The sequence below is a fragment of the Bacillus cereus group sp. MYBK95-2 genome, assembly GCF_051915225.1.
Classification (GTDB): Bacteria; Bacillota; Bacilli; order Bacillales; family Bacillaceae_G; genus Bacillus_A; species Bacillus_A cereus.
This window is the reverse complement of the sequence record NZ_JBQAEH010000019.1, coordinates 1-23,457: the sequence shown is the minus strand read 5'-3', so window position 1 is coordinate 23,457 and position 23,457 is coordinate 1. Positions and strand designations below refer to the sequence as shown.

The following is a 23,457-nucleotide window of genomic DNA, read 5'->3' as shown; positions in this document are numbered from 1 at the left end:
TTGTTCGATATACATAAAGTGTTACTTCACTATCTATCGAATGTATGTTTGTTGTATAATAGACACATGCCGAAATGGAGGTGAAATGAATGATGGTTAATAAAGCATATAAATTTCGTATCTATCCAAATAAAACACAAGCAACCCTAATTAATAAAACAATTGGCTGTTCTCGTTTTGTATTCAATCATTTCCTATCTCTATGGGATAATGCATACAAAGAGACGGGAAAAGGTTTGACATATGGTACATGCTCTGCCAAACTTCCTGCCATAAAAAAAGAATTTGTTTGGCTCAAAGAAGTGGATAGTATTGCGATTCAGTCGTCTGTTCGCAACCTTGCGGATGCTTATACACGCTTTTTCAAAAAACAAACTAGTGCCCCGCGTTTCAAATCTAAGAAAAACAACGTACAATCTTACACCACAAAACAAACAAATGAAAACATTGCCGTCGTAGGAAACAAAATAAAATTGCCAAAACTAGGTCTTGTTCGATTTGCCAAAAGTCGTGAAGTACAAGGACGTATTTTAAATGCTACGGTTAGACGCAACCCTTCTAGTAGATACTTCGTGTCATTGTTAGTTGAAACAGAAGTGCAAGAACTTCCGAAAACAAATTCTTACATTGGAATGGATGTGGGACTAAAAGATTTCGCTGTTTTGTCAGAGGGACCACCTTATGAAAATCCGAAGTTTTTTCGATCGTTAGAAGAGAAGTTGGCAAAAGCACAGCGTGTTCTTTCTAGAAGAATGAAAGGATCTTCTCGCTGGAATAAACAACGAGTAAAAGTAGCTAGGATTCATGAATACATTGCAAATGCTAGAAAAGATTACTTGGACAAAATCTCAACTGAAATCATCAAAAACCACGATGTTATTGGTATAGAGGATTTGCAAGTATCGAATATGTTAAAGAATCATAAGTTAGCAAAAGCAATTAGCGAGGTATCATGGTCACAGTTTCGAATCATGTTGGAATATAAAGCAAAATGGTATGGCAAACAAGTCATTGCCGTATCGAAAACATTTCCTTCCAGCCAATTATGTTCTTGTTGTGGATATCAAAATAAAGACGTTAAAAATCTAAACCTACGTAAATGGGATTGCCCTTCTTGTCGTACACACCATGATAGGGATATTAACGCAAGTATCAATCTAAAGAATGAAGCGATAAGGCTTCTAACCGCAAGGACTGCGGGGTTAGCCTAATCAATTAGAGTTCGATAGAACTCTTTACTTAGGAATCCCCCTCTTCTAAACGAAGTGAAAGTGGGGGTAGTTCAATATCCGTGAATTAAACATTGACACGGAGCTACATTATGTATCAGATTTAGAAGGCGTTACAGGTAAGAAAAGTGATTTTGTATTAGAGTTGTGTCAGAAATTTAATGCCAGTACTTATTATTCTGGAAGTTTAGGGCAAGATTATTTAAAAGAAAGCGACTTTAAGAATGAGAATATAGAAATTATTTACCAAAAAATAAGGGATTATTCCTACAAGCAATTATTTAGGGATTTATACCACATTAATCTATATAGCGACGGGAATTATTATATTTATGAGATTTTCACAATCGGAAGGTATGTTACCACTTCATTTTAGTAATGAGGATACAATGATTTTAAATGGCTTATTGGTTGTATGTTTTCAATTTCCTATTTCAAAGTAGTTAACTCACAAATCAATTGGTAAATCAATGCTATATGGTTCCATTTTTTTGGTATGGGCCTTTTAGCAATAGGGTGGCTATCAAAGTGGTTTCAAGTAATGGACGCAAATGATTTAGTTATCCTAAACGCATTATTAATAGGGTATACAGTTTATACATTAGGGGAAATGATTATGTCACCTGTTCAAATGACATTTGTTGCTAATATAGCTCCAGAACATTTGAGAGGGACTTATATGGGAGCGGCTAATTTGCAATGGATTACAGGTAATGTATTTGGACCTCATCTAGGTGGTGTATTACTGGATCAGCTTTTAGGGCATATATTATTTACAATCTTAGGTGTGGGTTGTATTATTTCTGGATTTGTTTACTTACTATTAGATAGACTTATTGAGAATAGAAGTAAAGAAATACCTATAAAACAAACATCTTAATTTTAATATTGTTAATGAGTTGAAAATTTAATTTTATGTTTTAAGGATTAAATAAAGTGCACGTTTATTAATAGTAAACGTGCACTTTATTTATTAGTGTTTAAACTTAATTTATATATAGTGAGTTTTTTAGGTGACGACTTAAGTGTATAAAAGTAATTTGCTACTTTATTTAATTAATTTCAACTAGACTTCTTGTCTTATCAATATGATTAAGTAACATACGATACTCTTCTTCGTACATAGTTACACGTTGTAGAAGGGAATGATTTTCTGTCTCTAAATTTTTTATTTGACTTTGTAAGTTTGTAAATTCATATGTTTTTTTATAATTTTGTAGAAAGAGAATAATATCATCTAATGTCATAGATAAAGAGTATGTTTCTTTTTTTTGTTGAGAGGGAGAAATATTGTTTCCAACTTCTCGATTTTGTTTTGCTTGTTGTATTTCCTCTTGGTATTGTTTTCTCACGTATGAATTCCAGCGAAATCCACAAGCTCCAGGTGTCCGGTTTAATAGCTTTGCTACTTCCTTGAATGCAGCTAACTGTGTTCCACCGTTACGAATATTCTGGAGTACTGTTGATGCGAGAAGTAAATCGTTATCGTTAGTCCAGGAATCTTGCCTTGAGATTACCACGTTTTGACCTCCTTTACATGCTTTATATTACATATATGCAATTACTTAAAATGATAGAAGTTTAACTTATTTTAAAATAATTAGAAGTATGTATTATTTAAAATGCGAAATTGCATAAAAAATTAGATTGACTATTTGTTATAGGTGTAACTATAATAGTTACAGTTATACAGCTAAATTAATAGGTTTGATGGTATGAAGTAGTTGTATTAATGATGTTTAAGTAAATATTAAAAAATGAACGGAGTTGGAAATATAAGAAGTTTATATAAAAAGAATTAAGGCCATATAAAGCATTTTATAATTATATATAAATTAAAAGAGGTGCACATTTTGAAAATTTTTAAGAAAATTATAGTTTCTTCAATTGCGTTAACAGCATTTAATGGGGTGGGTGGACTACTTCCAAGTGATAAATCAGAAGTTGCCTATGCAGCTAGTTACAATTATTCAAATAAGCAATTGAATTCTACTGTACATAAGCAAGTTACGAAACAATTAATTTTAAAATTTAAAAATGAGGCAAATTTGCCATATCAGGATGGAATAGAAAAATTCATTAAAGGAGAAAAACAAGATCCTGAATTAATTGGAATTTTAAACGAATACCCAAATGTAACTATAAATAGACTTTTTAGTTCTTTAAATCCTAAAGAAATTAAAAATTTAGGTAGAGAAATAAACGACTCCGAACATATTTCTTCCAATTTGCTAAACTATTATATTGTAGAAAACCAAGGTGATATTGATGTACAAGCCTTACTTGCAAAGTTTGAGAAATCATCTCTTATTGAAACGGCGTATTTACAGGAAGAAGAAACGCCACCTGAAGAGCGTTTACCAAATTTATCTGTTAATCCATATGATGAGCCTAGACTTACAAGACAAGGTTACCTTGAACCAGCACCATTAGGAATTAATGCACCTTATGCTTGGAGTATAAATGGTGGGGACGGAAAAGGAACTACTTTCGTAGATATGGAGTATGGTTGGTTATTAAGCCATGAAGATTTAGTGAATCAAAAGATTGAATTGATATCCGGACAGAATAAGATTGAACACCATGATCATGGTACCTCAGTATTGGGAATTGTTTCTGCAGAGGATAATAACATAGGTGGAATTGGGATTGCACCAAAGGCTAAGGTAAAGGTTGTATCCCAGATTAGGGATAACGGAAATTATAATACAGCTGATGCTGTTTTAAGTGCGGTTAACAATATGCAAGCTGGAGATATTCTTTTACTAGAGGCACAAGCAACTTACGATGGATATGGAGATAAGAACTATTTTCCAGTGGAAGTAAAACCAGACATATTTGATGCAATTCGTATAGGAGCAAATAAGGGAGTAATTATTATTGAAGCAGGTGCAAACGGCGGAAATGATTTGGATCAATTTAGAGACCATAATGGTAAACAAGTTTTAAATCGTAATAGTCCTGATTTTAAAGATTCAGGGGCAATTATGGTTGGGGCAGCTTCTGCAAGGGTTCCTCATAAACGTTCATATTTCTCTAATTATGGTAGTAGAGTGGATGTGTATGGATGGGGGAATGCAGTAGATACTACAGATGCTAAACCAAGTGATTTTATAACAAATCTATATACATCTAGTTTTGCTGGAACATCTAGTGCATCGCCTATTATTGCTGGTGCTGCAGCATCAATTCAAGGAATTGCAAAAAATAATCAGGGGAGAGTATATACACCAAGACAGCTTAGGGATATTTTAAGTGATTCTAGTACTGGAACGAAATCTAACGATCCAATCTCTGACAAAATTGGTGTTTTACCTGACTTAAAAGCTATTTTATCTAAACTAGGTTTTTCACCAAACTTAGGTAATGATTCTTCCATTGTATTTCCTGAGGAGCAAGAAATAAATAAAGGAAATAAAGGAAATGAAGGATCTACTATTACATTCCCAAAAGAGGATTCAGCTAATGGTGAAGGGAACTCTAGCTTCATTTTCCCAGAATAATTGTAGAAATATCTTTTATTTAGTATGAAAGACTTTTATAAAAATAGTTGTTAATAATACTAGTCAGATAGGCTCTTATGTGTAATAGCATAAGAGCCTATCTACTGTACTTTTAACCATATGAGGAGGAAAGTACTTCTGGATATATTTTTAGTGTAGTGAAGTGTCTTATACCTACATTTATATATTATTCAGTGTAGCCTCATTATAAATTTAGAAATGAACTATTTTTTCAATTATATGCATAACGGCAATTGCTGGTAATAGTGCAGTCCCAACAACTGCATAAATGTTTAATTTTTCAACTAATTGTAGTTTTCACTATTTGAGATAGGTAATCCATTGTTATAGAAATTGCTGTATAGAGTGATGGAAACGAATGTGTTTAAATAATTAGATAGAAAAGGAGGTGCTTATGTTAAGTATTACTTAAAGATAAGCCCTTTCTGTTTATTATTTCATGACATTCATCCAAAAATTCTAAACGATGTGGAAGTAGGAGTAGTTCAAGATAGTTTGTATTTAATTTATGACAACTTTAATAAATTAATTTTTACTATCGTATGAATTAGGATAAATTATTATAAGTTATGGTTATTACTTAGCATTTTGTTTTACTTGATCTTTTAATTCATTAAGGGTCTTACCGCTAATATTGTCAGTAATAGTTTCATGTATTTCATTTTTTAATACAATTGTTTTACCTGCAATTTCTGCCTTGGAAGACATTTTACTTTCATTAATAGTTTCTATGTTTGTTTGAAGGTCAGCTTTGTTATTTTCATCAAAAGTAATTGCAAATGGTTCAATTGCTCCGTAGTAGTTTCCAAATAATTGATCTTTCTTCAAAAACATCATATATATTTTATTAACTTTAGGCTCGATATATAAAGGATCCTTATTTTGAACCTCTTTAGTAGTTACCTTAGTAGCTTGTTTTGTAACTGTGCCATCTGGTGCAACTACTGCATTAGAATCTTCAAGCTTAACTGTTTCAGCAAAACGATGATTGATTTTTATTTGTTTATTTTCATTCACACCTTTAATTGTTTCGGAAATATTGAAATTATATAGATGTCCTTCAACATAATTTTCTTTGTCCTCTTCCGATGGATTATTTGGATTACGTGCCATATTCCACTTAGAGTCAAGACCTCCATATTCACCAATTACAACTAGATCGGCTTCATTAATCATTTGATTTAAATCACTTGTAGCAGGGAAATCTTTACTGAGAATGACAGTTTCAGCATTCTTATCTTCGCCAGCAATATTGGAGAAGTGACTATTATATGCTGAATATCCTCCGAAACCAATCACTGCAGCTAAAGGAATTGCAATTACTATAGTTTTTGCTTTTTTACTTAACATTAAGAAATCCTCCCCTTTTTCTGTTAATAGATTGCATTCACACCATTTTTATCGTCAGTTTGAGGGACATGCATAGTAGTACGATTACGATTGCTGTTCATAATTGAAGTGCCACTGTTGTGACCTATTCCTATTGCATGACCAAACTCATGTACTCCTGTACTTTTAGCAACATTAGATTTTGTAATATTTGTATTCCCTGCATTAATATCACCAGCGAATTTTGTTACTTTTTTAGTGGATGTATTATAAGTTGTGTTCATTCTTCCATAATAAGTAGAGGAACTTTCAAACCAAGAGTTTAATTTGTTCACTGAAGAAGAAGAAACTGTAAAGTTAATACGAGAAGCAGTGTACCAGGCTGAATCCGCAGCTTGCCAACCAGATTTAATGATACTGGAGCCATCGTCTAATCTGTCTCCCCACTTATATGTAGCTGATTTTGAAGGTAGCTTCCATCCTTCTTTTACATAAGCTTCTGAAACTCCAACGCTGGAAAAGACAAATACACTACCTAATAAAAATGCAGTAATTCCTTTTCTAAAATTCATATTATCCCTCCAAAGATTATTTTTAACAAGAGAATTATAGCATCATTATCTTGTTTTGAATTAATATTTTTTAAACATTCGGAATATTTATATTGAGAAAATGGTATAAAATATCTTTTAAGGAGACGTTATTATAATGTATAAACATAAAGTAATAGAATGGAGTCTATGTTTATTAATATTTACTTTTTTAATTATTATTGGTAAAACAATTTGGTCAAATACAGATATAGCAGAAGTCTCTAATGTTTCATCGAATTCTGAAACTATAGTATTAAGTAAGACATTCAAAACTACAAATCATTTAAGTGAAATGGTAGAAGAAGCAGATGTAATTGTACTAGGTAAATATAACGGTTTACACTCTAAATGGAATATGGCAAACAATTCATCATATGAGATTCAAGATGAATATGTCGAAGGCCATCTGTTTAATTTTCATGTTAAAGAAATTTTAAAAGGGGACTCCGTAGAGAATAAAATTTTAATAAATCATAGATACTCAGAAAGCCTCGTATTAGAGGAAAGTAATGAAGTTATTGATGAAAATGGAATAATTCTGAAAGGTGCTACGAAAGTGTTTACAAAAAAAGTGAAAAATAAAGATCCATTGTATATAAAACCTAAATCTGGTGACACATATATAGTTTTTTTAAAGGAAAATAGTAAACTTGGACATTTTTATCCAGCTGTAGAACCTTTTATGATTCAGTTTGATTTAAGGGATATTGCGCAACTAAAAAGCAATCTAATAGATTGGGATAAAAATAAATATAAATATAAATTTGAGGTAAAGGTTAAAGAGAAAACTTTTTATATTGAAAATGAAATATATTCAATCATCAAAGATAATATTAGTGGAAAAAAATTAAAGGATATTAAGGATTTTGTAAAAGGGTCTTCAAAAATGAAATAACATTTTCACGGGCTATAAATCTACCCTGCATTAAAGAATAGAATTTGCGTAGATTTAAACTATTTGCAAAAGAAGTTATGGGGATATTAGATTTTTAAGTAAGAAAATAGAATAATTAAGCTGGGATAAAGTAAAAAAGAGATCTAATAAATTAATCTGTACCCTTTGTAAAGGACATTTTAAAAAAAGTTAGGCGGCATCAAGAAGATGATTTCTGTATTCGACAGGAGTCATCTTCTTTAAATTCCACTGATATCTATGCTGATTGTAGTATTTCATATAGTCTTTAATTTCTTGTTTTAACTGTGTGAAAGATGTACAAGTTTTGATGTGAGCTTCATCTTTAAAGTGCCCGAAAAAAGATTCTTGAGGGGCATTATCCCAACAGTCTCCTCGTCTTGACATGGATTGTCCCAGCTTTAATTCTTTGACTAACTTTTGATAGGTAGGGCTTGTGTAATGAGTACCTTGATTAGAATGAATATAGGCATCTTGCGTTAATCGTACCTTCTTATTCTTCTTTAGTTTGTGAAGAGTCGTCGTTGCGATATCTAGGGTAAGTCGTTCTGACACATGGTAAGCTAAAACTTCATTCGTAGACCCGTCTAGAATGGTAGATAAATATCCTTTTTGATTCTTACCATAAGACAGGTATGTGATGTCGGTAAGAAGTACCTTTCCTGGTACACCTTGCCTAAATTCTCGTTTTAATTGATTGGGTACCACGAAGTGTTCTTTCGTCGCTCTCAACATTTTTTTATAAGGATTTTCTTTGCGAATGGGACAGATAATCCCATATTTTTTCATGATTCTACGGATGCGTTTCAAATTGTAGACAACTTGAAATTGACCCGCCAATGTCATTTTGATCTGACGAGCCCCCTTCTTTCGGTTTTTAAATCGAAATGCCCTTACTATCATCTCTTTCACCATTTCATCTTGATGCGTTCTTTTCTCTCGCCGACTTTGAGAAATAGCTGAAAAATAATTATAGTATCCAGAGCGTGAAACACCTGCGATCTGACACAAATATCTCACCATATTTTTTAAGCGATATTTTTCAATAATAGAACGAATTAATAGGTACTTTTGACTAGGCTGTAACGTTATTTCTTTCCCATCCTCCCTTCCATAAGCTTGATCTTTTTTAACAGTTCATTTTCAGCTTTTAATAAGTTTCGTTCCGCTTCCAAACGTGCGTATTTCTCTTCTAATGTAAGTTCTCTTTCTGACTTTCTTCCTGAGTTTTCCTTACGTGTGTCTCTTAAGCCAAATACACCATTTTGCTTATAAGAAGTACGCCATCTATTTCCTGATGAAACAATACGTTGTAGACCGATGATATCTATATCAAAACCACATTCTTTAAAAATGATACGAGGTGGTTTACCCTGTTCATTTTCCTCAATAAAAATACGCTTGAATTCATCAGTATAGGTAATTCCTTTTTGGCTTACCGATTTTACGTATCGATTTTTTGATAGTATTTGAACTTCTTTTTCTGTAAATAATTTTTTCGTCATTTTAAAATTTCTCCGATTCTCATTTTTCTCTCTTTATACAAGAAATACCCTATAGAATAGACTTTTTTTAAGTGTCTATTCTATAGGGTACATTTTAGCGAGCACCCTCTTTTTTAATTATGACCATATTAATTTAGAAATAACATAAGTAGCAGTAGGAATGAAAAATATAAGAGATAATGTTCCATATTAGATGTCATAAAAAAACGCCTCCTATGTCGTTATTGAAAACAAGACAAAAGACGTATAACTACCCGTTGTAGCTGACCGCCACCCTGTGTCAAGTCACCGTTAAGTCAACGGAAAATAAAAAACCGCATCAAATTTCTATCAGTATGACCCCGGAGAGGCTCGAACTCACGACCTCCACCCAGTCAAGGTGGAGGTTTTTTAAATAATCTAGTCTTTTCTTTGTATTATAAACTCCCAAAACTTTTTTAATTCCTCACGCTTTTGAGGAGGCGCATTTTTTATATCTTCAAACCATTGATAAAGCTCAGGATTTTGTACGTCTGTAATTTGTCTTATTTCAGTTGTACCAAGGAGGTAATCAATAGATACTTCAAAAAAGGTGGCTAATTTTATCAATGTATTATAATCAGGTTCTCGATTTCCTTGTTCATACATTGCATATGTAGTTCGAGCAATCCCTAGTTGTTTTGCCATGTCTTCTTGACGCAGTTTGCGTTCTTTTCGAAGAGTGTGTAGTCTAGTGCCAAACATATGCTACCTCCTTTTAGGTGTTTTCTAAATTAATTATAACGTCACAATATGTAACATTTAATAAAGTACACGAAATGTGTAAAAAAATATTGATTTTAAACTTATTATTATGTAATATAATCATTAGTTACACATTTTGTGACAATGAAAGAGGGGGAATAATGAGGTTTTGGTTATTGGAAAAACGTAAAAATAAAGAGAAAACACAAGATTATATTGCATGTAAGGCAAGAATATCTAGAAGTATGTATGCAATGATTGAAAGTGGTGAAAGAAATCCAAGTGTTCCTGTCGCAAAGAATATAGCTAAGGTACTAAATTTTGATTGGACTCTTTTTTTTGAAGAGTAATGTCACGATACGTGTAATTAATAAGAAGATTTCCTCTCTATATTGTTTTCCTAAAACGAAATAATTTATTAATTATTTTTAAGAAAATATGAAATAAGGGAAGTGTTTAAATATGAACATGAAAACATTTGAAATGCGTGAAAAACGATTAGCAGAACTACTAGGTGCAAAGGTACTATGGGAATTTATAAGTGCTGTTACAGAGGAAATTGAAAAACAAGAATTAGAGTCTACACCAGGTTTATTAGAAGATCTATTCATACATGTGAAAGAAACCATTCAAATTCAAAATATGAATCAACGCATAACAAAAGCCCCTATAAAAATAGAGGCTGATGGTATAAATAAAGACACATTATTTATGGAAGTATATGTAGAATTAATCAATCATAAGTTTGTTATTTCTGAATTAGCTGTAGAGCTTTCATCTGTTCTAAAAGAATTAAATTGTTTTGTTCAATCATCTTTGCCACAGCTTCAAAGTGAGCTTGATTCTCAAGAACCTCAATCTGCTTCTCTTTAGGGAGTGATTGAAGTATTTCTTTTATTTCTTTACACTCGTATATGTTATTCTCCGAGTCTTCGATTAATTTATTGCGACGATTGGTGTATTCAAGTGCACCTAAAGTCGCTAATGCGCGAGGATCTAACCCTAGAATTTCCATGTATTCCTCTCCTTTCCTCTACAATAATTCGATAGGGGGAAGGAGATTCCTTTAATAATTTGGTAGAGTTTTTATAGTTATATAACATATTTTTTATCATTTTAGCCAAGAAGACTCCTTCCTCAAGGAGCGTGAAGGGTCACAGCCCAGTGAGTAGGTGGGAGATGAATTGGCTTCGAACAAGGGATGGCAGGAAGCCATCTTAATTGTTCGACTTACAGAAAGTTTTACTCCACTACCTACCGAAATGGAGGTGAATCAAATGATAATTAATAAAGCCTATAAGTTTCGTATCTATCCAAATCAAGCACAAGCAATTCTAATTAACAAAACGATAGGTTGTTCTCGCTTTGTATTCAATCATTTCCTATCCCTATGGGATCATGCATACAAAGAGACTGGAAAAGGTTTAACATATGGTACATGCTCTGCCAAACTTCCTGCCATGAAGAAAGAGTTTGTTTGGCTCAAAGAAGTGGATAGTATTGCGATTCAGTCGTCTGTTCGCAACCTTGCGGATGCGTATACACGATTTTTCAAAGAACAAAATAGTGCCCCGCGTTTCAAATCCAAGAAGAATAACGTACAATCTTATACCACAAAACAAACAAATGAAAATATTGCCGTTGTAGGGAACAAAATAAAGTTGCCCAAACTAGGCCTTGTTCGATTTGCCAAAAGTCGTGAAGTAGAGGGACGTATTGTAAATGCGACTGTTAGACGAAACCCTTCTGGTAGATATTTTGTGTCACTATTAGTTGAAACAGAAGTACAAGAACTTCCGAAAACACATTCTTACATTGGGATAGATGTAGGACTAAAAGATTTCGCCATTTTGTCAGATGGAACACCCTATGAAAATCCGAAGTTTTTCCGATCATTAGAAGATAAGTTGGCGAAAGCACAGCGTGTTCTTTCTAGAAGAATGAAAGGATCTTCTCGCTGGAATAAACAACGAGTAAAAGTAGCTAGAATTCATGAATACATATCAAATGCTAGAAAAGATTACTTAGACAAAATCTCGACTGAAATCATCAAAAGCCACGATGTTATCGGTATAGAGGATTTGCAAGTATCGAATATGTTAAAGAATCATAAGTTAGCAAAAGCAATTAGTGAAGTATCTTGGTCACAGTTTCGAACCATGTTGGAATATAAAGCAAAATGGTATGGCAAACAAGTCATTGTCGTATCGAAAACATTTGCTTCCAGCCAATTATGTTCTTGTTGTGGATATCAAAATAAAGACGTTAAAAATCTAAACCTACGTAAATGGGACTGTCCTTCTTGTCGTATGCACCATGATAGGGATATTAACGCAAGTATCAATATAAAGAATGAAGCAATAAGACTTCTAACCGCAAGGACTGCGGGGTTAGCCTAATCAATTAGAGTTCGATAGAACTCTTTACTTAGGAATCCCTCACTTCTAAACGAAGTGAAAGTGTGGGGAGTTCATTAGTGAGAATTTTATTTAGCAGGAATACTCTAGAATTAGACCTAAAATGTTTACCTTCGTCTAAATACAAGTTATACACACATATATTGATCTTATAAAGGTATATATTACACATAATATTATGTTAAAGGTGGCGAATTGTATCATGAAAGATTTTGTTCTCGAAAAAGAAAACATTATTCGTAAATATGGTGAATGGACCGCTTATGATATTAAATTAACGGATACTCTATATACAAGAGATATTCGACAACCAAATCCTGCGTTAAAAAAAATTGTGACAATGATTCAAGATATCACACAATGTGATTTTAAAAATCTTCGAATCTTAGATTTAGCTTGTTTAGAGGGGCATTACGCTATTGAGTTTGCTATGCAAGGAGCAACTGTTGTAGGGATAGAAGGAAGAGAATCAAACGTACAAAAAGCTATATTCGCTAAAGATTTATTAAGGTTGGAAAACTTAACCTTTTATCAAGATGATGTAAGAAATTTAAGTGCTGAAAAATATGGGCAATTTGATATTATTTTATGCTCTGGTATTTTATATCATTTAGATTGCTCAGATGTATTCCCTTTTTTAGAAAAAGTGTATGAAGTATGCAAAAGGTTTGTAATAATTGATACTCATATCACTCATACTCCCAATGTATCAGTACTCTATAAAAATTATGAATATAAGGGGCACACAATGCTAGAACACTCTGCTAATTCATCAATAGAAGAACGTTTAAAATCAAAATGGGCATCATTAGATAACATTACTAGTTTTTGGATGACAAAATCCTCTCTATACAATTTTTTAACGCGAACAGGTTTCTCTTCTATAAATGAATCCAGAAGTTTAGTTCAAGAAGATAGGGTTACTGTTGTAGCTTTTAAGAAATATCCTATAGAAATTAAAAGCTCTCCTGAAACAGAAAAATACATTGAACCCGATTATTTAGAATGCTAAAAATAACACGTTTAAGTTTAATATCCTAATCACTCTGTATGAGGTTGTACTATATGCCTCTCAAGCTAAAATCTTAAAGTATCCCTAAACAAAATTATCAATTTTCCAAAAGCTATTTATATAAATGCAACTTATTGTTTCCGTTTTGAGGGCACTATAAAGTTTTAGCTTGATAGCACCGCATTGCTATCAACTTAAAGAAATACTTCCGAAAACAAAAAATGAAAAGAATAATAAAAAAGCTTATCATTACGTGTTACAGGATAAGCTTTTTTATTTAGAGTTCGATAGAACTCTTTACTTAGGAATTCCCCACTTCTAAACGAAGTGAAAGTGGGGGTAGTTCAATTGTAATTACAACAAATTAGTTAAGAAAGATTTAAATACAAGTGGTTACTAAAATAGTGTTTTTCTTAAATTGTTCTCATTTAATGTACCTCATGTATCAGTCTTCTTATCTTATTTTTTCTAAGAGTCATCCCAGCTTCAGAAACTGTGTAACGGAAACCAAAGAAACATGAAGCCAATTAATATAGTAAATGAACAATTTAAAAATATGTTGTGATTATAAAATGGTGCCAAGAAAGGATTGCTCATTTTATGCTTCTACAGTTCATACAATAAATTGATGAATTTCTAAAAGCGGAAACATATTCGGAAATTTAGGCTGATGGTGAGTGAAGTAAAGATGCTTGGTGTTGTGAAAAATTAGGTAGTTTAAAAGGGGATTTTTTATGAAGAATGAACGAGTAGTAACTTGTAATAAAAAAGGAAGTATTGCTGTCGTTACAATTCAAAATCCACCAGTCAACACTTTAAGTTTAGAAGTAGTTCAACAATTAGTAGATGTATTAGAGGAAATAGAAATTGATAATGATATTTCAGTCGTAATTATAACTGGAAGTGGAGAAAAGGCCTTTGTAGCAGGAGGGAATATAAAAGAATTTCCAGATTGGATGGGCAAAGGTGAAAAATATGCCGAGATGAAATCATTAGAATTGCAACAACCTCTTAATCAACTAGAGAATCTGACTAAACCGACTATAGCTGCTGTTAATGGGTTAGCACTAGGTGGTGGATGTGAATTAGCACTTGCTTGTGACTTAAGGATAATAGAAGAACAATCTTTAATTGGATTACCGGAAATTACGTTAGGTTTATTTCCTGGGGCTGGAGGAACCCAACGCTTACCTAGATTAATTGGAGAAGGGAAAGCAAAAGAGATGATGTTCACAGGGAAATCGATTACAGCTAAAGAAGCAAAAGAAATAGGCTTGGTTAACTACATTACCCCTCGAGGAGAGGCGTTAAATAAAGCAAAAGAGATTGCAAGGGATATAAGTAAATTTTCTCTTCCAGCTCTCGCCTATATGAAGTTGGCAATTCGCGAAGGGGCAGCAGTACCTTTACAAGAAGGGCTTGAGATTGAAGCGCGTTACTTTGGAAAAGTATTTCAAACAGAAGATGTGAAGGAGGGGGTAAAGGCATTTATTGAAAAAAGAATGCCGCATTTTACAAATAAATAGAATGGGACGAAAAAAGTTATCCAGGTTTATTCTACACTATGTCAACATAGATGCTGTTTTTAAAGCTATTTATTTGTTTTTCGCAACACCTTTCACATCTAGTTCGTCTAATAAATAGATTTGTAGTAGCATGTCTATTTCAAAAGTGAAAATAAATATAAAGGCGGAGGAATAGAATGGAAAATGGTACAAATGAAAAGGAAATAAATCAAACGCCTTTAGTAAGTGTATTAATTCCTACGTATAATCGTCCACACTACTTTGAAAAAGCTTTATGTAGTGTATTAAAACAAACGTATCCTAATATAGAAATTATAATAGGGGATGATAGTACAAACGACGAAACAGAGAAAGTGTTACAAAAGTACTTGTATGATCATTCAAATATTATTTATATAAAAAATAAGTCAACTCTTGGACAATTTGAGAACTCACGTATGCTATTTCATAAAGCGAAAGGTCAGTATATAAACTTCTTAATGGATGATGACTTATTTCATGTAAATAAAATTGAAAAAATGATGAAATATTTTTTAAATGACCCAGATAATGAAATTAAGCTTGTAACATCCCATCGCCAAGTAATGGACGCAGAAGGAAACCTATTGCCAGATGTTTATTCAACGATGCGTTTATTTTATACAGATACGATTATAGATGGGTCACAATTAGGAAAAATGGTGATTATGAATCAAAAGAATTATATAGGAGAACCGACAACGGTTTTATTTCGTAAAAGTGATTTAACAGAACCGTATGGTGTATTTGATAAAAGGCGGTATCTTTGCAACGTAGATGTAGCTTCATGGTTATCCTTACTGAGTAAAGGGAAAGCAGTATATATAGCGGAGACACTCAGTTACTTTCGATTACATTCAAATCAGCAGTTAAATGAATCTAATAAAATGATGGATGGGTTAGAAGATTTTTCTCATAGCATTATTATAGCTGGAGAAAAATATGGTTTCTTATCCTCCGAAGAGGAGTTAGACAGAGCTATTACAAATTTTCTAGACTATGCAAGAAGAATTGTTCCATCATCCATATTATATTCATTGGACTACTATCAACAAATCAAGCTAAAGAAAATAAATATTGAAAAGAAAAAACAGCGTATGAATATCAACTCGCACCTCCCAAAAGTCAGTATACTAATTCCTGCCTACAATAGACCTCATTACTTAGAATTAGCCCTCAAAAGTGCTTTGAATCAAACCTATGAAAATATTGAAATTATAATTTCTGACGATAGTACAAATGATGAAGTAAAAACAATGATCCAGCCATACTTAAAAGAACATGAATGTATAACATATGTTAAAAATAAAAATCCATTGGTGGCTGAAAATTTTAATCAATGTATAGAGCTTGCTACTGGTGAATATATAAATTTTTTATTAGATGATGATTTATTTCATCTTGAAAAGATTGAGAGAATGATGAAATACTTTTTTGAATTAGAAAACATTGCATTTGTGACGTCGTACCGTGAACTGATTGATGAGAATGGAGAGGTATTACCCCCCTCAACATTGAATGTGAAAATTGCCACAGAAACTACAATTTTTGAAGGGAAAATACTAGGGAATTATATGTTGAAAAACTTAAAAAACGTAGTTGGAGAACCAACAACGGTTTTGTTTAATCGCAAATTTTTTGGAGGGAAATTTGGTTATTTTAAGGGGAAAGCGTATTCTTCTATTAATGACATTGCAACTTGGTTAGATATGATGAGGAAAGGAAAAGTAGTTTATATAGAGGAACCTCTTAGCTATTTTAGACAACATGGTGGACAAAATCAAAAACAAATGTACTTTATATTAATGACAATTGAAGAATGGATTGAATTAATTACAGATGCACATAATAGTGGGTTTTTAAATTCTGAACAAGATTATAAAGAGAGCTTATCTTATTGTTTGGAGAATGCGGGATTTATACTTAAGGATGCAGTAAGAAGTGGAGAACTAGAGCAAATTTATAATGAAAAGATAAAAAACGGGTTAATTAAACTAGTTACTCATATATTTGAGAAAAATATTTGTTATTGCCAATATTGCAATCAAGTATTTAAAAGTTTTTCTCCTTGGCCAGCACATTATGATTTTCTAAAATATGAATTTGAGATGTGGAATAAAGATACAGGTATCTGTCCAGTTTGCTATTCGATGGATCGTGACAGGTTGTATCGTGCGTACATTGAAACAGAAACGGACTTGTTAAGTAGGAATTATACTATGCTTCATATTGCACCTGAAGTGAAGGTAAGAGGATGGCTTAACCAGTTTAAAAACATTACTTATATATGTGGGGATTTAGAACCAAAGGATTCTTTAATGGAGGAAATTGATATTACGAGAATTGCATACGAAGATAATACCTTTGATGTTATTTTATGTAGTCATGTATTAGAACACGTGCCTGACGATGAAAAAGCAATGCGAGAATTATATAGGGTACTAAAGCCAAATGGATGGGGAATTATTCAAGTGCCAATCGTAATGAATGTAGATTTTATTATAGAGGATAAATCTATTGTAACGCCATTATTGAGAAAAATAGCCTTTGGTCAAGAAGATCATGTTAGGATTTATAATCGATCGGGATTTATTCAACGATTAACAGATGCGGGCTTTAAGGTGGAATTGTATAACATAGCTCAGAAACAAGGAATAGAAATTGCTAGGAAATTCGGATTATCTGAAACGGATATGCTCTATATTGTCCGAAAATGATAGAAAGGAATAGATGCATATGGAGAATATTCCTTTTTTACGTGCGTCAATTGTACCTGCAAACGAGTACTTAGATGAATTAGAGCGAATTGATATATCCCACATATATACAAATTATGGACCTATAAATCAACGTTTTGAAGAAACAATTATGTCGGAATTTTTTCAGAACAGGGGAGCAGTTACAACAGTAGCAAACGCAACGCTAGGGTTAATGGCGGCCATTCAATTTAAGAAAAGAAAAAAAGGAAAGTATGCTCTTATGCCTAGTTTTACATTCCCTGCTACTCCATTGGCAGCTATTTGGTGTGGCTTGGAGCCTTATTTTATTGATATTTCATTAGATGATTGGTGTATGGATAAAACGGTACTTTTGGATAAGATTGATGAATTAAAAGAAGAGGTTGCAGTTGTTGTTCCATATGCAACATTCGGATCATGGATGGACTTGAAAGACTATGAAGAATTAGAGAAAAAGGGCGTTCCGGTTGTTGTAGATGCGGCACCAGGGTTTGGATTAATGCATGAGGGTGTACATTACGGTCAGAATTTTAGTGGTATGATTGTATATAGCTTTCATGCAACAAAGCCTTTCGGAATTGGTGAAGGTGGTATGATATATAGCCATAATGAGGAAGAGATAAATCAAATTAAAAGAATGGGTAATTTTGGATTTGATCATAATCGTGAATGTACGATGATGGGGTTTAACTGTAAAATGACTGAATATGCAGCAGCTATTGGGATTACAACGATAAATAAATGGAATCAAAAAATGCAAGAACGAACTCGTATCTCTGAATGGTATAAACAGTTATTACAAAGTACGGGATTAATAAAAAAAGGCTGGCAAGTGCAAAAGACAAAAGCAGTTATTCATCAATTTATGCCTATCCTCTGTTCAGAAAAAATTAACAATATGCAGATAATAGAAGAGTTGAAAAAGCAAAAGTTAGAAGTTAGATCATATTTTTCACCATCTTGTCATCAACAAGATTTCTTTAAAAAATATAAGTCTACAGATTTAACAAATACAAATAAAATAGCAAAACGAATAATAAGTCTACCTTTATGGGAAGGAATGACAAAAGAAATCGTAGAGAAAATTATAATGTGTTTAATACAGAAGGTGGTGTCCACAGATGAATAGTTTTTATAGTCAAGAAGAGTTGAGCGAAATTGGCTTTCTATCTGTCGGGGAAAATGTATTAATAAGTAAAAAAACCAGCATATATAATCCAGGTGCTATATCTGTTGGAAATAATGTAAGAATCGATGACTTTTGCATTTTAAGTGGCAAAATTACAATTGGAAGTTATTCACATATAGCGGCATATACAGCGTTATTTGGAGGAGAAATGGGGATTGAAATGCATGATTTTGCAAATATTTCATCAAAAACAATTGTATATGCAGCAATTGATGATTTTAGCGGAAATACATTAATGGGACCGACTATTCCACATCAATATAAAAATGTAAAAGCTGGAAAAGTTATTTTAAAAAAGCATGCCATTGTTGGTGCGCATTCTATTATCTTTCCAAATGTAGTAATAGGAGAAGGAGCGGCAGTTGGTGCGATGAGTATGGTAAAAGAAAGTTTAGATGATTGGTATATGTATGCTGGGGTGCCTGTAAGAAAAATAAAAGCTCGTAAAAAAAAGATAGTAGAATTAGAAAATGAATTTTTAAAAAGCATTAATTCCTGAGTGTTTAAAAGATTTTGTTGCAGCATTTCTCAAAAAAATAAAAAAAAGACATTATTTACGAAGTGATATTATGTGATTACTGTATTATTTATGGGGCTATCTTTATAGTTGTCTTTTTTTAGTAAAGAGGGTTGTTGTAACACATTGCTATTCCAAAGTAAAAAAACGTTATTCTTTCTAAATAAGCTAAATAGGAAAGAATAACGTTTTTTTTTATGAATTTCTCGATTGAATCACTATATATCACATTCAAGTAACAAACAATTATAAAATATTGAAAAATAATTAGATTTACCGAATTATTATGGAGAGAATGCTGATGCGTTGTGGGATTGGTTAACAGCATGGAGGACTTTGTTCAAAAAGAGATGGAATTACAGAACAAGACAAAGCAAAAGTAACTTATCTTACAAAATTCGAAGGTATGGAACATATTAAGATAGTATTAGATAAGTATAATGTTCATTACAATCGCAAAAAAATAAAAATACAGTTAAAAGGAATGATTCCAGTACAATACCAGAATCACATTTAAACAGCCGCTTAATTTTTTGTATAATTCTTCAGGTCCAATTCATTATAGGCAATCGAAAGTTGGCTTGCTACGCCTAGTGATTGTTATTCTTTTACTCATATCATATTATATTTAGTTTAAGAATTGAGAATAGAAGAATAGGATTAGAAAAATTAATGTTTTGCCAAATAATTTATTAAATATACTTAAAGGGATAAACAGTTCTGCTATTGTAAGGCTTTTGAGTTTATTTTTGTTTGGTCTTTTTAACAATTCTTTAAATGTTTGAAAGTTTATTTTATTAACGAAAGACCGATTTGGCATAGCTTTTGTATCTGAATCTATTTTGAAAATGATATGAATACTATGTGTGTGAAAGCCGCCTATTATTAAAATAAGCATAAATCCTAAAATAATGAACCAAGTCATTTTTCAACATCTCCTTTCAGTATTTAATATTACGATATTAAAACTGCTGAGAAAGTGTGCTGTTGTCCATGAAAAATATTGAGAATTTGTTGAGGAAATGTTGAGAATGTTGCAATGCGATTGATTGTAGGGGAGTTAGAGTTAATAATGTTTGTCAGATTATATGCGTGAAAAAAGGAAATAGGAAAGAGAACAGTTGCGTAGACTGTTCTCTTAAGGAGCGGAAGTGCTGAACATTTTCAATGACAATGATTCAACCATTCCGTTAATAGTATGTGCAAATATTTATAATTCATACAAGAAAGACGACTATTAAAAATAGCCGCCTTGCCTCAGGGAGAATTCAAGAAAATCAGAGATTCATTATGGATACAGATTGGCTGTTACCAATCTACTTTTAGTATTGGAAATAATTACATAAATTATTCTTAGGTTAAAATCTTAATTCATTGTAGGATGAGTGACATGCAAAGTAAAAAGAGCACTTTTTAAAAGTGCTCTTTTTAAGGTGTGTATTAGGACTTGAAAGAGGCGTCAATGACAATTTAGAAGGAGATATTTCTATACAACATATGGAGGTACAATGGAAGGGTGACGATAAAAAATAAAAAGAGCAGTTAGAATGAACTAACTGCTCAGCTCTAGGGGAAATGAATAGTTTCAATTATCGAGACAATAAAAGGATAAGCAAAAAGGATTGAATTTGAAGAAAGTGTGTTGTTTTAATTGTATTAGGAGTTTTAATCATCGTATAACTATCTCCCCTATATGAATGGATAAATTGGAAAGAAGTCTTTGTATATCCTATAGGCTTAATTCTATGTATGATACTTGGACATTTTTGGTTATAATAATGCAGCATATTCTAACATAGGGTTGTAGGAGAAGTTATTTCTTATCCAGGAAGATGGTCCAGTTATCCACCCCATCATCATGATCAACCGGAGGTATATTATTATCGCTTTAACAAGTCGCAGGGATTTGGATGTGCGATGGTAGGTGAGGATGCTTATCGCGTTGTACATAATAGTTTTATTACAATTCCAGGTGAACTAGACCACCCGCAAGCAACTGCACCTGGATATGCAATGTATTTTTGTTGGATGATTCGGCACCTTGAGAATAACCCATGGAATGATCGTATCATGGAGGAAGACCACAAGTGGTTATTAGAACCAAACGCGAAAATTTGGCCAGAAAAGGAATAGACGAAAATAAATACGAGCACTCCTATTTTTAGTTTAGCGAGTGCAAATATTCAAAAAGAAATTTCAATAGTAACACAAGAAGTGACGTAATATTCACATGGAAACACTGGTGGTTAATAGAAAGGCTGCACTGGAACTTAGCGAAAAACCTTGCAATTTTGTAGGAATGCAAGGTTTTTTTCTTTATTCCAATTTCATTTCATCTTAATACTGATGTGAAATGAAATTGAGGATTTACAAAGAATTTACTATACGAATAAAAAACAACATTGATAGCTGTATGCCTGACAGATTTTGAATTTGTTAGAAAAGGATTTTGAAATATAAAATCGTATGTGAAATTTTAAAGCTTATTGGAGTTTTAGAATTATTATTGTTTTATTTATGAAGCTATTTGTAGATGAGAAAATGTAAAAGCCCTGTTATGAAAGACAGGGCTTTTCAAAAAGGAATGACAGTTAACAACTGAAGGCACCTTTATATTACCATTATTAGTATTTTAATTCTATTTAGTTATGTTGAGAAATAATATATGTTTTGACACTCCCTACGGATAAAGCCACAAGCTGACTAACGTCAGTGGGATTCTTGCTACCAAAGGCGAAGTCTATTTCTAGTATCGCTGACGTGCAAGATTGCGGTGTGCCATCACCACCCTGTATCCAGTGCATATAGCAGATACGGCACTCATTCTATTACCAAACGAGTCAGATTGTGAGTTCTCAAATGTGTTTTAATATCTTGTGCTTGACGGCTTAATACATTTTACGGAGTAGAAGAATTTGTTACTCCAACCTCATATGTATTCTGTTTTCAGAGAACAAGATTGTTTTAGAGACTTTTACTTGTCTATTATGAAATTTATACCATTTCAAATTCTTGATGTACAGAACGTACTGTCGGTGTTTTATTTGTACATCGCATTTGACCTCGCTCTCATCCCAACCCTAAAGTGGGTGCTATCGCACCGTAGTGGGTTTTCCCGTTCAGAAAAACTGTAATTTGAAATTGACATCAATCTAAGTTGTAACTATAATAGTTACAGTTCGTTTCGTGAACTAATTCGAAATTTTTTGTTAATGATAGTATATTTTCATTCCTTTTTAAGTGTGACAGTTAGAAACTAACTATAATTCAATAGAGGATTAGATTCTATCTCATATTTAAAGAGTAGATAAGTTTTGCCATCCAAATTTACGATGCGAAAATGCTTAAAAAAATTACATTTTTCAATGTATCCTATTTCGAATTCTCAGTATTAAAAATTGTAAACATCTACAAAAAGTTAATAAGACTGTTGTATGTAGAAAGAAATCTTTTAAAAAGGTCATAATATGGATAATAGGTAGCACATATTTTAATTAGTAGGAGTTGTGCCACTATCAAGACATTTCTTAATAAACGTATAGAAAAATCTCAAGAAGGTGGAGTCCATTGCGTAAACATGCATATGTGCAATTTTATGTATTGCTATTGGCTTTAATAGCTTATATAAGTTTTTGCGTTATATTTTTATTTGTTTTTCCGAATCTTTATTTTGTATCAGATTTTAATATCCGGCTATCATCTTTAGTGGTTGAAACTACTGTATTTATCTCATTACTGTATTCTATATTATCCAGAAAAATTAAGTTAGGAGTATTCTGGGTTTGTATTACTATTGCGATAGGGTGTTTCTTGATAGGGAATTTCATATCTGCTTTTCAAGTACTTAATGTAGAATTACCAATCCAAAATTTTAATATCTCTGATGTATTTTTGTTGTTTTTCTTATTTTTCTTTCTCTTTGCGTTCTTTTATAAAATTATGATGGAATGTAACAAATGGGAGAAAGCGTATTTACTTTGTGATTTATGCATTGTTGTTACTGCCATTTTTACATTAGAGTGGTACCTATTTAATAAACCATCTGCAAATATCTTATTCTTATCAATTGGAGATGTTTTTCTCTCATTTATTTTTCCGATTATAGATTTATTGCTTCTATTACTTGGAGTTACACTAATCTTTCGACCTGCTATTTTCAATGCAAAAAGTAAATTGTTTATTTTTATCCTAGTATTAACTGGATTGGCTATTACGGACTACTTG

19 protein-coding genes and 5 pseudogenes are annotated in these 23,457 nt (G+C 32.3%); 17 read left to right on the top strand and 7 right to left on the bottom strand.

Features of this window, described 5'->3' with window-relative positions; all coding sequences use genetic code 11:
• Window positions 1–89: 89 nt before the first annotated feature.
• The 3 genes and pseudogenes from tnpB (ACTFN4_RS29640) to ACTFN4_RS29630 all read left to right on the top strand — a co-directional run.
• Window positions 90–1,211, top strand: coding sequence for an IS200/IS605 family element RNA-guided endonuclease TnpB (gene tnpB, locus ACTFN4_RS29640; protein WP_439963276.1), 1,122 nt, complete (start codon window positions 90–92; stop codon window positions 1,209–1,211).
• A 70-nt stretch (window positions 1,212–1,281) separates the two neighbouring features.
• A pseudogene (locus ACTFN4_RS29635) lies at window positions 1,282–1,512 on the top strand (WbqC family protein); the annotation flags it as partial.
• A gap of 16 nt (window positions 1,513–1,528) precedes the next feature.
• Window positions 1,529–2,109, top strand: a pseudogene (locus tag ACTFN4_RS29630) (MFS transporter); the annotation flags it as partial.
• A gap of 172 nt (window positions 2,110–2,281) precedes the next feature.
• Here the strand turns inward: ACTFN4_RS29630 and ACTFN4_RS29625 are convergent.
• Window positions 2,282–2,749, bottom strand: a complete 468-nt coding sequence (locus ACTFN4_RS29625; RefSeq protein ID WP_098282277.1) for an RsfA family transcriptional regulator — start codon at window positions 2,747–2,749, stop codon at window positions 2,282–2,284.
• 333 nt (window positions 2,750–3,082) lie between these two features.
• Here ACTFN4_RS29625 and ACTFN4_RS29620 point away from each other — a divergent pair, with 333 nt between their 5' ends.
• Window positions 3,083–4,732, top strand: coding sequence for a S8 family peptidase (locus tag ACTFN4_RS29620; protein WP_439963274.1), 1,650 nt, complete (start codon window positions 3,083–3,085; stop codon window positions 4,730–4,732).
• 597 nt (window positions 4,733–5,329) lie between these two features.
• On the opposite strand, the gene ACTFN4_RS29615 is transcribed toward ACTFN4_RS29620, so the two are convergent.
• Window positions 5,330–6,103: a cardiolipin synthase gene (locus ACTFN4_RS29615; RefSeq protein WP_439963272.1), complete on the bottom strand. Its 774-nt coding sequence runs from the start codon at window positions 6,101–6,103 to the stop codon at window positions 5,330–5,332.
• Window positions 6,104–6,126: 23 nt separating this feature from the next.
• Window positions 6,127–6,654 carry a matrixin family metalloprotease gene (locus ACTFN4_RS29610; protein ID WP_001011319.1) on the bottom strand — a complete coding sequence of 176 codons (528 nt, stop codon included), beginning with the start codon at window positions 6,652–6,654 and terminating at the stop codon, window positions 6,127–6,129.
• Between the two features lie 136 nt (window positions 6,655–6,790).
• Between ACTFN4_RS29610 and ACTFN4_RS29605 the strand changes: the two genes are divergently transcribed.
• Window positions 6,791–7,570: a hypothetical protein gene (locus ACTFN4_RS29605; protein ID WP_439963270.1), complete on the top strand. Its 780-nt coding sequence runs from the start codon at window positions 6,791–6,793 to the stop codon at window positions 7,568–7,570.
• A gap of 189 nt (window positions 7,571–7,759) precedes the next feature.
• Here ACTFN4_RS29605 and ACTFN4_RS29600 read toward each other — a convergent pair.
• Both ACTFN4_RS29600 and ACTFN4_RS29595 read right to left on the bottom strand, forming a co-directional pair.
• Window positions 7,760–9,093 (bottom strand): IS3 family transposase gene (locus ACTFN4_RS29600; RefSeq protein ID WP_439963268.1). Its coding sequence is split into 2 segments (ribosomal slippage): window positions 7,760–8,709 and window positions 8,709–9,093, totalling 1,335 coding nucleotides; the frame shifts between segments, so codons are not numbered across the junction.
• Between the two features lie 399 nt (window positions 9,094–9,492).
• The gene (locus ACTFN4_RS29595; RefSeq protein WP_193418809.1) at window positions 9,493–9,816 is read right to left on the bottom strand and encodes a helix-turn-helix domain-containing protein; all 324 of its coding nucleotides are present in this window, start codon (window positions 9,814–9,816) and stop codon (window positions 9,493–9,495) included.
• A gap of 161 nt (window positions 9,817–9,977) precedes the next feature.
• Between ACTFN4_RS29595 and ACTFN4_RS29590 the strand changes: the two genes are divergently transcribed.
• From ACTFN4_RS29590 to ACTFN4_RS29545, 10 genes and pseudogenes are all read left to right on the top strand, one after another.
• A complete protein-coding gene (locus ACTFN4_RS29590) occupies window positions 9,978–10,166 on the top strand; it encodes a helix-turn-helix transcriptional regulator (RefSeq protein ID WP_001213252.1) in 189 nt (62 codons plus the stop codon).
• A gap of 112 nt (window positions 10,167–10,278) precedes the next feature.
• The gene (locus ACTFN4_RS29585) at window positions 10,279–10,689 is read left to right on the top strand and encodes a hypothetical protein (RefSeq protein ID WP_439963266.1); all 411 of its coding nucleotides are present in this window, start codon (window positions 10,279–10,281) and stop codon (window positions 10,687–10,689) included.
• A 404-nt stretch (window positions 10,690–11,093) separates the two neighbouring features.
• On the top strand, window positions 11,094–12,215 hold the full coding sequence (gene tnpB, locus ACTFN4_RS29580; RefSeq protein WP_439963288.1) for an IS200/IS605 family element RNA-guided endonuclease TnpB: 1,122 nt from the start codon (window positions 11,094–11,096) through the stop codon (window positions 12,213–12,215).
• Between the two features lie 220 nt (window positions 12,216–12,435).
• Window positions 12,436–13,245, top strand: a complete 810-nt coding sequence (locus ACTFN4_RS29575) for a class I SAM-dependent methyltransferase (protein WP_439963264.1) — start codon at window positions 12,436–12,438, stop codon at window positions 13,243–13,245.
• 734 nt (window positions 13,246–13,979) lie between these two features.
• On the top strand, window positions 13,980–14,771 hold the full coding sequence (locus ACTFN4_RS29570; protein ID WP_439963262.1) for an enoyl-CoA hydratase: 792 nt from the start codon (window positions 13,980–13,982) through the stop codon (window positions 14,769–14,771).
• Window positions 14,772–14,947: 176 nt separating this feature from the next.
• A complete protein-coding gene (locus ACTFN4_RS29565) occupies window positions 14,948–17,506 on the top strand; it encodes a glycosyltransferase (RefSeq protein ID WP_439963260.1) in 2,559 nt (852 codons plus the stop codon).
• 19 nt (window positions 17,507–17,525) lie between these two features.
• Window positions 17,526–18,656, top strand: coding sequence for an aminotransferase class I/II-fold pyridoxal phosphate-dependent enzyme (locus tag ACTFN4_RS29560; protein WP_439963258.1), 1,131 nt, complete (start codon window positions 17,526–17,528; stop codon window positions 18,654–18,656).
• A complete protein-coding gene (locus tag ACTFN4_RS29555) occupies window positions 18,649–19,215 on the top strand; it encodes an acyltransferase (protein WP_048538700.1) in 567 nt (188 codons plus the stop codon). The genes ACTFN4_RS29560 and ACTFN4_RS29555 overlap by 8 nt, the downstream gene beginning before the upstream one ends.
• A gap of 232 nt (window positions 19,216–19,447) precedes the next feature.
• Window positions 19,448–19,572, top strand: a pseudogene (locus ACTFN4_RS29550) (barstar family protein); the annotation flags it as partial.
• A 67-nt stretch (window positions 19,573–19,639) separates the two neighbouring features.
• Window positions 19,640–19,750, top strand: a complete 111-nt coding sequence (locus tag ACTFN4_RS29545) for an IS3 family transposase (RefSeq protein WP_439963257.1) — start codon at window positions 19,640–19,642, stop codon at window positions 19,748–19,750.
• 111 nt (window positions 19,751–19,861) lie between these two features.
• Here ACTFN4_RS29545 and ACTFN4_RS29540 read toward each other — a convergent pair whose 3' ends face one another.
• Window positions 19,862–20,158 (bottom strand): hypothetical protein, encoded by a 297-nt coding sequence (locus ACTFN4_RS29540; protein ID WP_439963256.1) that lies wholly within the window; start codon window positions 20,156–20,158, stop codon window positions 19,862–19,864.
• An 837-nt stretch (window positions 20,159–20,995) separates the two neighbouring features.
• Here ACTFN4_RS29540 and ACTFN4_RS29535 point away from each other — a divergent pair.
• Window positions 20,996–21,366: pseudogene (locus ACTFN4_RS29535) on the top strand (5-deoxy-glucuronate isomerase); the annotation flags it as partial.
• A 509-nt stretch (window positions 21,367–21,875) separates the two neighbouring features.
• On the opposite strand, the gene ACTFN4_RS29530 reads toward ACTFN4_RS29535, so the two are convergent.
• Window positions 21,876–22,037 carry a hypothetical protein gene (locus tag ACTFN4_RS29530; RefSeq protein WP_439963254.1) on the bottom strand — a complete coding sequence of 54 codons (162 nt, stop codon included), beginning with the start codon at window positions 22,035–22,037 and terminating at the stop codon, window positions 21,876–21,878.
• Window positions 22,038–22,800: 763 nt separating this feature from the next.
• Here ACTFN4_RS29530 and ACTFN4_RS29525 point away from each other — a divergent pair.
• Window positions 22,801–23,457: pseudogene (locus ACTFN4_RS29525) on the top strand (GGDEF domain-containing protein); the annotation flags it as partial.